17 protein-coding genes are annotated in these 13,994 nt (G+C 70.3%); 15 read left to right on the top strand and 2 right to left on the bottom strand.

Features of this window, described 5'->3' with window-relative positions; genetic code table 11:
• Window position 1: 1 nt before the first annotated feature.
• Genes MAA8898_RS05840 through MAA8898_RS27395 form a run of 4 tightly spaced genes read left to right on the top strand, consistent with a single transcriptional unit; the run spans window position 2 to window position 2,069 of the window.
• Window positions 2-421 carry an acyl-CoA transferase gene (locus MAA8898_RS05840; protein WP_094020065.1) on the top strand — a complete coding sequence of 140 codons (420 nt, stop codon included), beginning with the start codon at window positions 2-4 and terminating at the stop codon, window positions 419-421.
• A 24-nt stretch (window positions 422-445) separates the two neighbouring features.
• Window positions 446-1,387 (top strand): phage tail tube protein, encoded by a 942-nt coding sequence (locus tag MAA8898_RS05835; protein ID WP_094020064.1) that lies wholly within the window; start codon window positions 446-448, stop codon window positions 1,385-1,387.
• 2 nt (window positions 1,388-1,389) lie between these two features.
• On the top strand, window positions 1,390-1,827 hold the full coding sequence (locus tag MAA8898_RS05830; protein WP_094020063.1) for a phage-derived protein YdaY family protein: 438 nt from the start codon (window positions 1,390-1,392) through the stop codon (window positions 1,825-1,827).
• A complete protein-coding gene (locus MAA8898_RS27395; RefSeq protein ID WP_094020062.1) occupies window positions 1,824-2,069 on the top strand; it encodes a DUF7697 family protein in 246 nt (81 codons plus the stop codon). The genes MAA8898_RS05830 and MAA8898_RS27395 overlap by 4 nt, the downstream gene beginning before the upstream one ends.
• Here MAA8898_RS27395 and MAA8898_RS05820 read toward each other — a convergent pair.
• Window positions 2,059-2,439: a type II toxin-antitoxin system VapC family toxin gene (locus tag MAA8898_RS05820; protein WP_094020061.1), complete on the bottom strand. Its 381-nt coding sequence runs from the start codon at window positions 2,437-2,439 to the stop codon at window positions 2,059-2,061. The two genes, MAA8898_RS27395 and MAA8898_RS05820, sit on opposite strands and share 11 nt — an antisense overlap.
• Window positions 2,439-2,651 (bottom strand): AbrB/MazE/SpoVT family DNA-binding domain-containing protein, encoded by a 213-nt coding sequence (locus MAA8898_RS05815; RefSeq protein ID WP_036179405.1) that lies wholly within the window; start codon window positions 2,649-2,651, stop codon window positions 2,439-2,441. The genes MAA8898_RS05820 and MAA8898_RS05815 overlap by 1 nt, the downstream gene beginning before the upstream one ends.
• Before the next feature lie 70 nt (window positions 2,652-2,721).
• On the opposite strand from MAA8898_RS05815, the gene MAA8898_RS05810 reads away from it, so the two are divergent.
• The 11 genes from MAA8898_RS05810 (at window position 2,722) to MAA8898_RS05765 (ending at window position 13,964) form a co-directional block, all read left to right on the top strand.
• Complete coding sequence (locus MAA8898_RS05810; RefSeq protein ID WP_094020060.1) at window positions 2,722-5,139, top strand: phage tail tape measure C-terminal domain-containing protein; 2,418 nt, start codon at window positions 2,722-2,724, stop codon at window positions 5,137-5,139.
• Window positions 5,139-5,765 (top strand): DUF2460 domain-containing protein, encoded by a 627-nt coding sequence (locus MAA8898_RS05805; protein WP_094020059.1) that lies wholly within the window; start codon window positions 5,139-5,141, stop codon window positions 5,763-5,765. Before MAA8898_RS05810 ends, MAA8898_RS05805 begins: the two co-directional genes overlap by 1 nt.
• Entirely contained in the window at window positions 5,762-6,112 is a 351-nt protein-coding gene (locus MAA8898_RS05800) for a hypothetical protein (RefSeq protein ID WP_028031152.1), read from the top strand. Before MAA8898_RS05805 ends, MAA8898_RS05800 begins: the two co-directional genes overlap by 4 nt.
• Window positions 6,113-6,240: 128 nt before the next feature.
• Window positions 6,241-6,897, top strand: a complete 657-nt coding sequence (locus tag MAA8898_RS05795) for a lysozyme (protein WP_094020058.1) — start codon at window positions 6,241-6,243, stop codon at window positions 6,895-6,897.
• Window positions 6,898-6,900: 3 nt separating this feature from the next.
• A complete protein-coding gene (locus tag MAA8898_RS05790; protein WP_021098626.1) occupies window positions 6,901-7,131 on the top strand; it encodes a hypothetical protein in 231 nt (76 codons plus the stop codon).
• An 86-nt stretch (window positions 7,132-7,217) separates the two neighbouring features.
• Window positions 7,218-7,448, top strand: coding sequence for a hypothetical protein (locus MAA8898_RS05785; RefSeq protein WP_094020057.1), 231 nt, complete (start codon window positions 7,218-7,220; stop codon window positions 7,446-7,448).
• Window positions 7,435-7,578 (top strand): hypothetical protein, encoded by a 144-nt coding sequence (locus MAA8898_RS26170; protein WP_176445079.1) that lies wholly within the window; start codon window positions 7,435-7,437, stop codon window positions 7,576-7,578. The genes MAA8898_RS05785 and MAA8898_RS26170 overlap by 14 nt, the downstream gene beginning before the upstream one ends.
• Window positions 7,575-8,459 carry a phage/gene transfer agent baseplate hub protein gene (locus MAA8898_RS05780; protein WP_094020056.1) on the top strand — a complete coding sequence of 295 codons (885 nt, stop codon included), beginning with the start codon at window positions 7,575-7,577 and terminating at the stop codon, window positions 8,457-8,459. Before MAA8898_RS26170 ends, MAA8898_RS05780 begins: the two co-directional genes overlap by 4 nt.
• Window positions 8,456-8,902 carry an NlpC/P60 family protein gene (locus tag MAA8898_RS05775; RefSeq protein WP_094020055.1) on the top strand — a complete coding sequence of 149 codons (447 nt, stop codon included), beginning with the start codon at window positions 8,456-8,458 and terminating at the stop codon, window positions 8,900-8,902. Before MAA8898_RS05780 ends, MAA8898_RS05775 begins: the two co-directional genes overlap by 4 nt.
• Before the next feature lie 9 nt (window positions 8,903-8,911).
• The gene (locus MAA8898_RS05770) at window positions 8,912-12,877 is read left to right on the top strand and encodes a baseplate multidomain protein megatron (protein ID WP_094020054.1); all 3,966 of its coding nucleotides are present in this window, start codon (window positions 8,912-8,914) and stop codon (window positions 12,875-12,877) included.
• A gap of 10 nt (window positions 12,878-12,887) precedes the next feature.
• Entirely contained in the window at window positions 12,888-13,964 is a 1,077-nt protein-coding gene (locus MAA8898_RS05765) for a DUF2793 domain-containing protein (RefSeq protein ID WP_094020053.1), read from the top strand.
• Window positions 13,965-13,994 lie beyond the last annotated feature (30 nt).

Here is a 13,994-nt window from a genome sequence, read left to right as displayed (position 1 = left end):
AATGCCAACCCTGCGCGAAACCATCCTCGCCGCGCTGCATGCGCGGCTCTCGGCGCTGCCCGCCACCGCCCTGCGCGGCGAGGTGCTGCCCGAGCGCATGCCAGCCGAGGGCCTGCTGATCCTGCGCGATGGCGAGCCGGGCGAGCCAGAGGTCACGCTCTCGCCGCTCGCCTACCACTACCAGCACCGAGCCGAGATCGAAGCCGTCGTGCAAGGCGCCGACCGTGACGCTGCCTTCGACACGCTGACCGCCAGCATCGGCACGGCGCTCGCCGCCGACCGCACACTGGGCGGGCTCTGCGACTGGGTCGAGGCCGAAGCCCCGCGCCCGGTCGATCTGCCTGTCGAGGGCGCGGCCAGCCTGAAGGCCGCCGTGATCCCGGTGCTGCTGCACTATTCCACGGCCGATCCGCTCGGCTGATCCCCACAACTTGAGGAGAACACCATGGCACGTGCCCAGGGGGCGCGGGCGCTGATGGCGCTTGCGTTCGAGACGACCTATGGAACGCCGCCCGCGAGCGGCTTCACCCGCATGCCCTTCGCCAGCACGTCGCTCGGCGCGGTGCAGCCGCTCCTCAACTCCGAGCTTCTCGGCTACGGACGCGACCCGCTGGCGCCGATCAAGGACGCGGTGACCGCCGACGGCGACGTCGTGGTGCCGCTCGATGCCGAGGCGTTCGGCTTCTGGCTGAAGGCGGCGTTCGGGACACCCACGACCACGGGCGCGGAAGCTCCCTACACCCACGAGTTCCAGTCTGGATCCTGGACGCTGCCCAGCATGTCGATCGAGACCGGTATGCCCGAGGTACCGCGCTATGCGATGTATTCCGGCTGCGTGCTCGACCAGATCACCTGGCAGATGCAGCGCTCAGGGCTCCTGACCGCGACGGCGCGGCTGGTGGCGCAGGGCGAGACGGTGGGCACCACCACCAGCGCCGGAACGCCCGCCGCGCTGGAGCTGAAGCGCTTCGGCCATTTCAACGGGGCGATCACCCGCAACGGCACCGCCCTCGGCAACGTGGTCTCGGCCGAGATCACCTATGCCAACAACCTCGACAGGATCGAGACCATCCGCTCGGACGGGCGCATTGACGGTGCGGACCCGTCCATCGCGGCGCTCACGGGGCGGATCGAGGTGCGCTTCGCCGACCAGACGCTGGTGACGCAGGCCATCAACGGCGAGGCCTGCGAGATGGAATTCGCCTACGTCCTGCCGTCGGGCGAGAGCTTCACCTTCACCGTGCACACCGTCTACCTGCCGCGCCCGCGCATCGAGATTTCCGGGCCGCAGGGCGTGCAGGCGACCTTCGACTGGCAGGCCGCCCGCGACAGCGTGGTCGGCCGGATGTGCACCGCCACCCTGATCAACGACATTGAGGTGTATTGAGGATGCTCACGCTCGATCTGACGAACGCGCCGCGCTGGCATGACCTCGCGCCCGGCGTCCGTGTGCAGCTGCGCCCGCTGACCACCGCCCTGATGGTGGCCACCCGCAGCGATCCCGCCGTCGAGGCAGTTCCGGAGGAGGCCAGTGACGAGGAACGCGCCGTCGCCTTCGCCAAGGCGCTCGCGCGGCGGGCGGTGCTCGCCTGGGAGGGCATCGGCGATGCGGACGGCAAGCCGATCGACCCGAGCCCCGAGGCCATCGACGCACTGCTCGACGTCTGGCCGATCTTCGAGGCGCTCCAGCTGACCTACGTCTCGAAAGGCCTGCTGCTGGAGCAGGAAAAAAACGTCTCCGCGCTCTCGCCGAATGGTCCTTCGGCGGGGGCGAGCGATACTGCCAAGCCTGCGCGCAAACCTGCCAGGACTGCCCGGCGCGGCTGAACCGTCCGGAAACGCTGGAGGGTTGGCAGGTCTGGGACCTGGTCGGCCGCCTCGGAGGCCAGCTGCGTGTCCTGCCCGGCGCCGTGATCGGCTGGGACTTGTCGGCGGCGCTGGCGCTCGGTGACGCGCTCGGCGTGCCGCCGCTCGCCATGGCCGAACTGCTGCCCGTCATCGAAGCGGTGATGGTCCGGAAGCTGAACGAGGAGCTGAGCGCGAATGGTGGCCCGGGGGTCAGGCCCTGATCTTCTCGATCAGCGTGACGCCGGGCAGTCCCTCGAAATGTGCGTCGCAGGTCAGGAGCATCGCGCCCTGTGCGCGGGCGGTTGCGAAGATGATCGCGTCGGCGGTCGCAAGCTTGTGCTCGCGGCACGACTCCGCCGCCGCCAGCGCGATCTCGGTGTCGAGCGGCACCACATGGCAGACCTGCGTGAAGGCGATGACCTGATCCGCCTTGTCCTCGCCGACCTCGCGCGTCAGCCATTTCGCCAGCTCGAGCTGGACCATTGTCGGGACCAGCCATTCGCCCTGTTCGGGCAGATGTTCGGACAGCTTCTCGCCGGTCGGCGAGCCGATGAGCCACTCGATCCACGCCGACGTGTCGACGAGGATCATCAGAACCGATCCGTCCGGTCGCGATAATCGGTGGCGGACGCGCCGCGCGCGAGCCCCTTCAGCGCCTCCCGCTTGGGCACCGGCACAAGCAGGACGCCCGTGCCTTTCGGGATGAAGGCAAAGGTCAGCCCGGCCTCCCAGTGCTGGGCGGCCCGGATCGCCTTGGGAATCGAGATCTGGAACTTCGAGGACAGGGTCGCGGTCTCGGCCATGGTCATACCTTCACTTGATCGATGGCATAAACGTAAGACGCCCATGCGGCGAAAGCAAGGAGTCTGACCGATGGCCGAGAAACGCGTCAGCGTCCGCCTCGCGGCCGTGGGCGGACGGCAGGTGCGCGCCGAGCTGGAAGGCGTGGGCGAAGCCGGGTCGCGGGGCTTCGGACGGCTGAGCCGGGAGATGGAAGCGGCGAACGCCCGGCTCGCGGCGTTCTCGCGGCGGGTGCGGGTCGCGGCGGCCGCCGCCGTGGCAGCCGCTGCCGCCGCTGGTGTGGCGATGATCCGCTCCGGGCTACAGACGGTCGATGCACAGGCGAAGCTCGCGCAGTCGCTGGGCACCACCGTCGCCTCGATCCAGACGCTGGAGCGCGCGGGCGAACTGGCGGGCGTCGCCATGTCCGGCATCGAGCAGGCGACGAAGGACCTGACGCGCCGTCTCAGTCAGGCGGCCGCCGGGACCGGCCCTGCTGCCGATGCGCTGGACCGGCTGGGGCTCTCGGCCAACGAGCTGATCGCGCTGCCGCTGGATCAGCGCGTCGGCGCCATCAACGCAGCGATCGAGAGCTTCGTGCCTGCCGCCGAGCGCGCGGCCGTCGCGGGGCAGCTCTTCGGCGAGGAAGGCTCGATCGCCATGTCGCGGATCGACACCGCGACGCTGCGCCAGGCGACGGAGGACGTGCTTGCCTTCGGGGTCGTCGTCTCGGAGCAGGATGCCGACCAGATCGAGCGGACCAACGATGCGATCTCCCGGCTGGGGCTGATCTGGCGCGGCCTCTCGAACCAGCTGGCGGTTGCCGCAGCGCCCGCGCTTGAAGCCGTTGCCGACGCCATGGCGGCAGTCGCCAGCCGCACGGGGCCGCTCGGCATCGCGATCCGCGGTCTCTTCGACAACATCGGCCGCCTGACGACCTACGCTGCCACCTTCGCCGCCTTCCTCGCGGGACGCTGGGTCGCCGGCATGGCTGCCGCGGCGCTCTCCGTCCGGGGTCTTGCCACGGCGCTGGTCGTCCTGCGCGGCGCGCTGATCCGCACCGGCATCGGTGCCCTGATCGTCGGCGCGGGCGAGCTCGTCTACCAGTTCACCCGCCTGGTCTCTGGCGCGGGTGGGTCTGGCGAGGCGATGTCGCTGCTGAAGGACCTCGCGGTCGAGGTCTGGGAGCGGATCAGGATGGGCGCCGCTGCAGCGGGTGCGGCCGCCACGGCGATGTTCTTCGACCTCAAGGCCGACGCCGCATCGGGCATGCAGAGCGCCATAGCGAGCGTCGTCAGTTTCGGGAACACCGCCGCGAACACCTTTGAGGGCGCCTTTGAGGCGATCAAGGCGATCTGGGGTCTGCTGCCCGCCGCCATCGGCGATCTCGCGTTCCAGGCGGCCAACAGCCTGGTCGACGGGGTCGAGGCGATGCTGAACGGCGTGGTCGCGCGCATCAACGGCTTCATCGGCGGCATCAACCAGGGGCTGGAAGCGCTCGGGTCTGAGCGCCGCATCTCGCTGGTAGCCGACCTCGACCTCGGCGAGATCGAGAACCGCTTCGAGGGCGCGGCGACCGCCGCGACCACCGCAGCTCAGACGGCCTTCGACCGGGCCTTCGAGGACAATCCGCTCACCGCGCCCGATCTCGGCCTGACCGAGGCGGCGAACCGCGCGCTCGAGTCCGCGAACCTCTATCGCGGGGCCGCGCGCGATCTGGCCGAGGGGGCACGTGCGCCCCTCGAAAGTTGGCAGGCGCTCCGCGACGCGGTGCGCGGCACCGACGAGGCCAGTGCCTATGCGCTGACCGAGGCCGCCGGCGCGGCCGACCGGCTGGAGACGGCGCTTGGCGATGCTGGGCGCGCCGCCACGGGTGCCGGCGCAGCGGCCGGTACTGCCGCCGCTGCGGCAGAGCCCGCGGCCGAAGCAGCTGTCACCGGCTGGCAGGCCGTCACCGCCGCGCTGTCCGACTACGCCAGCAAGGCGCGCGAGATCGGTGGCGATATCGGCCAGAGCCTCGTCGGCGCCTTCCAGTCGGCCGAGAACGCCGTGGGCCAGTTCGTGAAGACCGGCAAGCTGAACTTCCGCGACCTTGTCACCTCGCTGCTCGCCGATCTCGCCCAGCTGGCGGCGCGGCGGTTCATCCTCGGGCCGATCGCCAATGCGCTCTCCGGCGTCTTCTCCGGCGCGGGCGGGATCTTCGCCAACGTCCTGCATGCGGGCGGGATGGTGGGGTCTGCGGGGCCCTCGCGCATGGTCCCGGCCATGGCCTTCGCTGCCGCGCCACGAATGCACTCAGGCGGCATGGCCGGCCTCCGCCATGACGAGGTGCCCGCGATCCTGCAGCGCGGCGAGCGGGTGCTGTCGCGCCGCGAGGCCCAGAGCTACGGCGCGGGTGGCGGGGTCAACGTCACGATCATGGCGCGCGACGCCGAAAGCTTCCGGCAGTCGCGCACGCAGGTCGCGGCCGACATCGCCCGCGCGGTGTCGCTCGGGCGGAGAGGCATGTGATGGCGTTCCACGAGATCCGGTTTCCCGACAACATCAGTCGCGGCGCGCGCGGCGGGCCGGAACGACGTACGCAGATCGTCGAGCTCGCCTCGGGCGACGAGGAGCGCAACGCAAGCTGGGCCAACTCGCGCCGCCGCTACGATGTCGCCTACGGCATCCGCCGCGCGGACGATCTGGCGGCGGTCGTCGCCTTCTTCGAGGCGCGCAACGGTCGGCTGCACGGCTTCCGCTTCAAGGACTGGGGCGACCACAAGTCCTGTCTGCCGTCGGGCACGGCATCGCCCACCGACCAGGCGATCGGCACCGGCGACGGCGCGACGGCCGCCTTCCAGCTGGTGAAGCGCTACGCCTCCGGTGCGCAATCCTGGTGGCGCGCCATCGCCAAGCCTGTGGCGGGCAGTGTGCGCATCGCGCTCGCCGGGGTCGAGCAGCCCTCCGGCTGGTCCGTCGACACCACCACTGGCGTCGTCACCTTCAGCGTCGCGCCGGGCGCTGGCGTCGCGATCACCGCGGGCTTCGAATTCGACGTGCCCGTCCGTTTCGACACCGACGTGCTCGACGTGACGCTCGACCTCGAGCGGCTCGGCTCGATCACCTCCATCCCGCTTCTGGAGATCCGGCGATGAACGACACCGGCAGCTTCGTTGCGGCCGTGCTGCGCGAACTTGCGGCCTCGACCGCCGTGATCCTCGCCGCCTGGGGCGCACTCGGCGGCGCCACGAACGCACTGACCACGAAGATGCGGCTGCGCGATGCGCTGCGCCACATCCTGCTCGGCGGGCTGATCGCGGCCGGGATGGGCAGCCTCTCCATGGCCGTGATCACCGCCTGGCTCAGCCTGCCGCCCGAGGCGATCCCCGCAGGCGGGGCGGCGGGCTCGGCCGCCTATCTCGTCGGGGTCTTCGGCCCGGCCTTCATCGAGATGCTGCTCGCCCGCCTGCGCCGCGCCAACGAAGGCGGCGGCGATGAATGACCTTCTCCGCCTCGCGCGCTCTCTTCGCTGCGACCCTGCCGACCCTCGGCAGGCCTTCGCCCATCGCCTGCGCATCGGTCTCGTCGTCGCGGCCCTGATCCTGATCCTCTCGCTTCTGAGGTAATCCCATGCACATGACCGACCGGGGCCTGCTGGCCCTCGTCCGGCACGAAGGACTCGTGCCCGGGCCCTATCTCGATGTGAAACAGGTCTGGACCTTCGGCATCGGCCACACGGCCGCGGCCGGGCCGCCCGATCCCGCCACAATGCCGCGCGGCATGCCTGCGGACCTCGACGCCGGGATCCGCGAAGCGTTCCGGGTCTTCCGGGCGGACCTGGCTGCTTACGAGGCCGCCGTCCTGCGCGCCGTGAAGGTGCCATTGGCGCCGCACGAGTTCGATGCGCTGGTCAGCTTTCACTACAACACCGGCGGCATCGCTAAGGCCGCACTGACCCGGCACTTCAACGCCGGCAATCGCGTTGCAGCCGCCGACGCGTTTCTCAACTGGCGGCGGCCGGCATCGATCATTCCGCGCCGGGAAGCCGAGCGCGATCTGTTCCGCCACGCCCGCTATCCCGGCGGCACGACCCCTGTCTGGTCCGTGGACCGCACGGGCCGGGTAGACTTCTCGCGGCCAATCCGTCGCCTGACCGAGGACGAGGCTCTGGTCTTGGCTCGCGGGCCGTCGCCGACGCCGCCGGTCCTCGATCCTGCGCCCCACGCGCCGACCGGCTGGCTCGCCCGGCTTGCCGCCTTCTTCTCCACCCTGATCCGGAGGGCCTGACCCATGCGCTACGTTCGCCCCAATTCCATGACCTGGTGGGCGGGACTGCTCGCCATGCTCACCGGCATCGCCTCCCTCGCGCTGCCAGCCACCGGGCCGCTCGGGGAACTGTCCCGGCTCGTCGCGCTGCTCGCCGGCTCTGGCGATGCCTCGCCTGCGGGGCTGATGTTCCTCGGGCTCGGTCTGATCGGCCTGCGCGACCGGATCGAGCGCGGGTTCCGCGGCGATGCTTGAGTTCCTCGCAGGTCTGGTCGTGGGCGGCTGCCTCGGCGTCTTCGTCGTCGCCCTCTGCGTGGCCGCCGCACGCGGGGAGCGGGACGGTGGCTGAGTTCCTGATCTGGCTGGTCGCGGCTCTAGGCGCGGTCGGGGGCGTCGTCCTCGGCCGGGTCTGGGGCCGCGTGGAAGGGGAGCGCGTGGGCAAACGGGAGGCGGAACGCGATGCGATGGAAGACAAGAACAAGCGTGTCGAGAGGGGGCGCGACGCGGTTCGCGATGGCCGCGGCACCGGCGATCCTGCTGACCGGCTGCGCCGCAACGATGGGCGCTGGTGATGCCGGGTGCGCCTCCTATGCCGAGGCGCGGCTCGCCCGGCCGAATCCCAACACTGTCGCCGCCGTGCCCCAGGACTGGGCGAACTGGATCGCCGATCTCGACGACCGCATGACGGGAACCTGCCGATGAAATCCCTCTCGCCCGCGTTGCAGACCCATCTCGACGAGGGCACGACCACGCTTGCCTGGTGCTGGCGGATCGCCCGCGCCGATGGCGTGAGTTTCGGTTTCACCGACCACGACCGGACGCTTAGCTTCGATGGGACCGACTTCGAGCCCGAGAGCGGGCTGACCGCCTCAGAGGTCCGTTCCGGCTCGGACCTGTCGGTCGATGCGCAGGACGCCGAGGGCGTGCTGACCTCGGACCGGATCACCGAGACCGACATCCTCGACGGTCGCTGGGACAACGCCGAGGTCGAGGTCTGGCGCGTGAACTGGGCGGACACCGGCCAGCGCGTCCTGATGCGCCGCGGCGCCATCGGCCAGATCCGGCGCGGGCGGTTGGCCTTCGTCGCCGAGGTGCGCTCGCTCGCCCATGTCCTCGGCCAGACGGTGGGGCGGACGTTTCAGGCGACCTGTGACGCCGCGCTCGGGGACGCGCGCTGCGGCGTAGATCTGGAGGATCCAGCCTTCAAGGGCACGGGCGCGGTGATCGACATTTTGCGCGACCGGGCCTTCACCGCCTCCGGTCTCTCCGGCTTCGAGGCGGGCTGGTTCACTTTCGGCACGCTGGACTGGACGAGCGGCGCGAATGCGGGGCGGCGCACCGAGGTTTTGGGCCATGACGTCACGGATGGCATCGCCGTGCTGACCCTGCTCGAGGCGCCGGTGCGCGCGATCGCCGAGGGAGACGGCTTCACCATCCGCGCGGGCTGCGACAAGCGCATGGAGACCTGCGGGGCCAAGTTCGCGAACACCGCCAACTTCCGCGGCTTCCCGCACATCCCCGGCCAGGACGCCGTTCTCCGCTATGCCACCAAAGATGGCGGCCACGAGGGCGGCGTGCTGTGACGCAACCCCTCGCATTGGCCAACCCAGCGCGCGTCATTGCCATCGCGCGGGCCTGGCTCGGCACGCCGTACCACGATCAGGCCAGCCTTCGGGGCGTCGGCAGCGATTGCCTTGGCCTCGCGCGCGGCGTCTGGCGCGAGGTCGTCGGCCCTGAACCCTTCCCGATCCCGCCCTACAGCCGCGACTGGGGGGAGACGGGCCCGCGCGAGGTGCTGGCCGAGGGCGCCCGGGCCATGATGATCGAGGTGCCGACTTCCCAGGCCGGGCCCGGCGCGCTGGTCCTCTTCCGCGTGAAGCCACGCGCCATCGCCAAGCATGTCGGGATCCTCACCGGTCCCGACAGCTTCCTCCACGCCTATGAGCGGCTCGGCGTGATCGAGGAGGCGCTCACCCCATCCTGGCGGCGGCGCATCGCCTTCGCTTTCCTGTTCCCGCAACACTGAGTTCCGACCATGGCCACCCTCGTTCTCGGCGCGGCCGGCGCCGCCATTGGCGGCAGCATCGGCGGCGCGATCCTCGGCGTCAGCGCCGCGACCATCGGCGGCTTCATCGGCTCCACCATCGGCTCGGTCGTCGACAGCTGGATCATCTCGTCGCTGGCGCCCACCCAGCGCATCGAGGGCGCGCGGCTCGACACGCTGCGCATCACCTCTGCCACCGAGGGCGCGGTGATCCCGCGGCTCTACGGCCGGATGCGGATGGGCGGCAACATCATCTGGGCGACGGATTTCCGCGAGGAGACCAAGACCACCACGCAGGGCGGCGGCAAGGGCGGCGGGGGCGGCAAGGTCAAGACGACCGAGTATCTCTACTATGCCTCCTTCGCCGTGGCGCTCTGCGAGGGGCCGATCACCGGCATCGGGCGCATCTGGGCCGACGGCAAGCCGATGGACCTCTCCGGCGTCAACTGGCGCTGGTATCCGGGCGACGAGTCGCAGACCGCCGACCCGTTCATCGCGGCGAAGATGGGCGCGGCCAGCACGCCCGCCTGTCGCGGCACGGCCTATGTGGTCTTCGAGGAACTGGCGCTCTCGACCTACGGCAACCGCCTGCCGCAACTCTCCTTCGAGGTGTTCCGCCCACTCGCCGATCCCGACACCGCCGAGGGGCTGACCCGCGCCGTCACCATGATCCCGGCCTCGGGCGAGTTCACCTACGCGACGCAGGCGATCCGCAAGACCGATGGCGGCACGACGGTGCCCGAGAACCTGAACGCTCTGGCCGACTCCACCGACATGGTGGAGGCGCTCGACCGGCTGCAGGCCATGGCGCCTGCGGTCGAGAGCGTAAGCCTCGTCGTCGCCTGGTTCGGCGACGATCTGCGCGCGGGTTCCTGCAAGGTGCGGCCGGGCGTCGAGGTCTCGGCCAAATCCACCACGCCCGCCAGTTGGGCGGTGAATGGCGTGAGCCGCGCCGATGCCTTCCTCGTCAGTCGCGACGACCAGGACCGCCCGGTCTATGGCGGCACGCCGTCGGACTTCGCCGTGGTGCAGGCGATCCAGGAGATGAAGGCCCGCGGGCTGCGGGTCACCTTCTACCCGTTCATCCTGATGGATGTGCCGCCCGGCAACACGCTGCCGAACCCCTACAGCGACAACGCTGCGGAGACGGGCCAACCTGCCTTCCCGTGGCGGGGGCGGATCACCTGTTCTCCCGCCGCAGGCTTCGCCGGGACCGTGGACAAGACCGCCACGGCCGCAAGCCAGGTCGCGGCGCTGTTCGGCGCGGCGACGCCTGCGAACTTCAGTGTAGCTGGCCAGTCGGTTTCGTGGACTGGCCCATCCGGCGACTGGGGCCTGCGGCGTATGGTGCTGCACTACGCCCATCTCTGCGCGGCGGCGGGCGGGGTCGACGCCTTCCTGATCGGCACCGAGATGCCGGGGCTGACGACGATCCGCTCGGGCGCGGCCACCTATCCCGCCGTGCAGGCGTATCGGGACCTCCTCGCGGATGTGCGCTCGATCCTCGGGTCCGGCACCAAGATCGGTTACGCCGCCGACTGGTCGGAGTATTTCGGGCACCAGCCGGGCGGTGGTTCGGGGGACGTGTTCTTCCATCTCGACCCGCTCTGGGCCGATCCGGAGATCGATTTCGTCGGCATCGACAACTACATGCCGCTCTCCGACTGGCGCGACGGTTTCGAGCATCTCGACGCGGCCGAGGGCTGGCCCGCGATCTACGACAGGGCATACCTGCAGGGGAACATCGCGGGCGGCGAAGGCTTCGACTGGTTCTATGCCAGCGCGGCGGATCGCACCGCGCAGGTCCGGACCGCGATTACAGACGGCGCGGCGGCCAAGCCGTGGGTCTTCCGCTACAAGGACCTGCGCGCCTGGTGGTCGAACCCGCATTACGACCGCCCGGGTGGGGTGGAGAGCGGGACGCCGACGGCGTGGGTGCCGCAGTCGAAGCCGATCTGGTTCACCGAGTTGGGCTGCCCGGCCATCGACCGGGGCACCAACCAGCCCAACGTATTCTTCGACCCGAAGTCGTCCGAGAGCTTCACGCCGCATTTCTCGCGGGGCTGGCGCGACGACGCGATCCAGCGCGCCTATCTCGAGGCGACGTATCTCTGGTGGGGCGACGCGGCGAACAACCCGCTGTCCTCGGTCTACGGCGGGCCGATGGTGCATGTGCCCGAATGCGCCGCCTGGACCTGGGACGCGCGGCCCTATCCCTTCTTCCCGGCGCTGACCGACGTCTGGACGGACGGGGCGAACTGGCGGCTCGGCCACTGGCTGACGGGGCGGCTCGGCGCGGTGTCGCTTGCGGCGCTGGTCCGGCACCTCTGCCTGCGGGCCGGGATGCCCGAGTCGAGGATCGACGTCTCCGGCCTCTGGGGCGCGGTCGAGGGCTACGCCATCACCGCGCTGGAAAGCCCGCGCGCCTCGATCACCACGCTGTCGCGGCATTTCGGCTTCGACGCGGTGGAAACCGAGGGCGTGATCCGCTTCGTCATGCGCGGCCGGTCCTCTGTCGCGACCCTTGCGCCCGACGATCTGGTCGCCGGTCGTGAAGGGGACATTCTCGAGCTCACGCGCGGTCAGGAGACGGAACTGCCGCAGGCGCTGAAGTGGCAGGTCGCCCGTGCCGACGAGGATTACGACGCGGCCCTCGTCGAGGCGCGGCGCATCACCGTGGACACGACGCGCATCGCGTCCGAGTCCTTCCCGATGGCGGTGCCGCCAGAAGAGGCAGAGCGCCGCTGCCGCCGCGCGCTGATGGAGGCGTGGCTGGGGCGCGAGACCGCGGCGTTTCGATTGCCGCCCTCGCGCCTCGCCCTTGATCCGGCTGACGCGATCCGGCTCTCCCATGACGGGCGGCTGGCCGATCTGCGGCTCGTCTCCATCGCCGACGCCGAGGCGCGCGGCATCGAGGCGGTCCGCCAGGACCGAACGACCTACGACCTGCCGCCCGGCGATCCCCGCGCCGCGTCATTGACGCGGGCCGTGGTGTTCGGTGCGCCGGATGCGGTGCTGATGGACCTGCCGCAGCTTACCGAGGACCAGCCCGCGCATCGGCCGCTGGTCGCCGCGCACGCGGTTCCCTGGCCCGGCGAGATGGCGGTGTTCCGCAGCCCCTCGACCGATGGCTTCGAGCTGCTGACGACATTCGGCAGCCGCGCCCGGATCGGGACTCTGGTCTCGGACTTCTACGCTGGGCCCACATCGCGCTTCGACCTCGGCAATGCGCTGGTGGTCGATCTGCTGACCGGCACGCTGGAGAGCGTCACGGACCTGACGCTGTTCGGCGGGGCGAACGCGCTGGCCATCGAGAGCGCGCCCGGCGTCTGGGAGATCTTGCAGGCGGGCGCGGCGGAGCTGCTCGCGCCCGGCCGGTATCAGCTCACCCGGCTCTTGCGTGGCCAGCGGGGTACCGAAAGTGCGATGGGCAACCCGGCGCCCGCTGGCGCGCGGGTGGTCGTGCTCGACGACAGCCTCGCCTCGCTGCCCATCGCCGAGGCCGATCTCGGCATCCCGTGGAACTGGCGCATCGGCCCGGCGAGCCGCCCGGTCAGCGACGAGACCTATGTGGCGCAGGCCTTCACGCCCGAGGGCGTCGGACTGCGACCCTTCTCTGTCGCCCATGTCCAGCAGCCATGGCGCACGCCGCGCACCCCCGGCGATCTCACCATCCGCTGGACGCGCCGGTCCCGCGCACTTTCCGCCGACAGCTGGGGCGCTGTTGAGGTGCCGCTGGCCGAGGAACTGGAAGCCTACGAGGTCGAAATCCTCGACGGTGCAACGGTAAAGCGGCTGCTGAGCACCGCCACCCCCAGCGCCGTCTACACCGCCGCCCAGCAGACCGCCGACTGGGGCGCGCCGCTCGGGCCCGGCGACACGCTCGATATCCGCATCTCCCAGCTCTCCGCCCTTGTCGGGCGGGGCGCGCCCAAGACCGTCACGCTCCTGTTCTGAAGGCGATCCCATGTCCGACGCCACGACCCACCTCCTGTTGCCCTACATCCTCGCGGCGCAGGCCCAGAAGCACGTCACCCACAACGAGGCGCTGCGGATCCTCGACGGGCTCGTCCAGCTTTCCGTGCTCGACCGCGATCTGACAGCGCCGCCCGCCAGCCCCACTGATGGCGACCGTTACATCGTCGGCTCCGGTGCTACCGGCGACTGGACGGGCTGGGACCTGAACGTGGCGCTCTGGACGGACGGCGCCTGGCTGCGCCTGCCGCCCCGGACCGGCTGGCGGGCTTGGGTCGAGGACGAGAGCCTGCTGCTGGTCTACGATGGCGCGGGCTGGGTCGGAACCACACCGGCCGCGCTGCAGAACATCGCGCTGCTCGGCGTCGGCACCACGGCCGACGCCTCGAACCCGTTCTCGGCCAAGCTCAACGCCGCGCTCTGGACGGCGAAGACCGTGGCCGAGGGCGGGACCGGCGATCTGTTCTACACCATGAACAAGGAGGCGGCCGGCGACGATCTCGGGCTGACGCTGCAGACCGGTTTCGTGACCAAGGCGCTGGTCGGCCTCTTCGGCTCGGACCGCTTCCGCCTCGCGGTCTCGGCCGACGGCAGCACCTTCTTCGATGGGCTGAGCGTCGACAACGCCAACGGCATCGTCGATCAGCCCCGGCTGCCGCGGTTCAAGGCTTACACGAACTACGACAATTACGTCGGGGTCGGGACGTGGACGAAGATCGGGCTGAACAACACCGACTACAACGACCAGGGGGCCTTCGACGCCGCGAACAACCACTTCGTGGCGCCGGTCGACGGCACCTACCTCTTCGGCGCGACGCTCATGTACAAGGTCAATGCCAGCACCACCGCCCGCATGCGGGGGCGGCTCGTCCTGAACGGCGCGACGGAAATCCGCGGCTCCCTCGGGGAGATCTCCGCCACCCATGTCTCGCTGGCCACCGCCATCTGGCTGCAGACGATGGTCCCGCTGACTGCGGGCGATACCGTCGAACTGCAGGGGTATTTCCGGGTCGCGGACGGCTACTTCGCGGCCGATCACACGTCCTTCTGGGGCTGCAAGACCGGCTAAGATTAGTTCGTCGCTTTGTGCCTGCAAGAT

This window comes from Antarctobacter aquimaris (assembly GCF_900184945.1).
GTDB classification, from domain to species: Bacteria; Pseudomonadota; Alphaproteobacteria; order Rhodobacterales; family Rhodobacteraceae; genus Maliponia; species Maliponia aquimaris.
The sequence above is the reverse complement of the archived record's forward strand: the minus strand, read 5'-3'. Positions and strand labels throughout refer to the sequence as shown.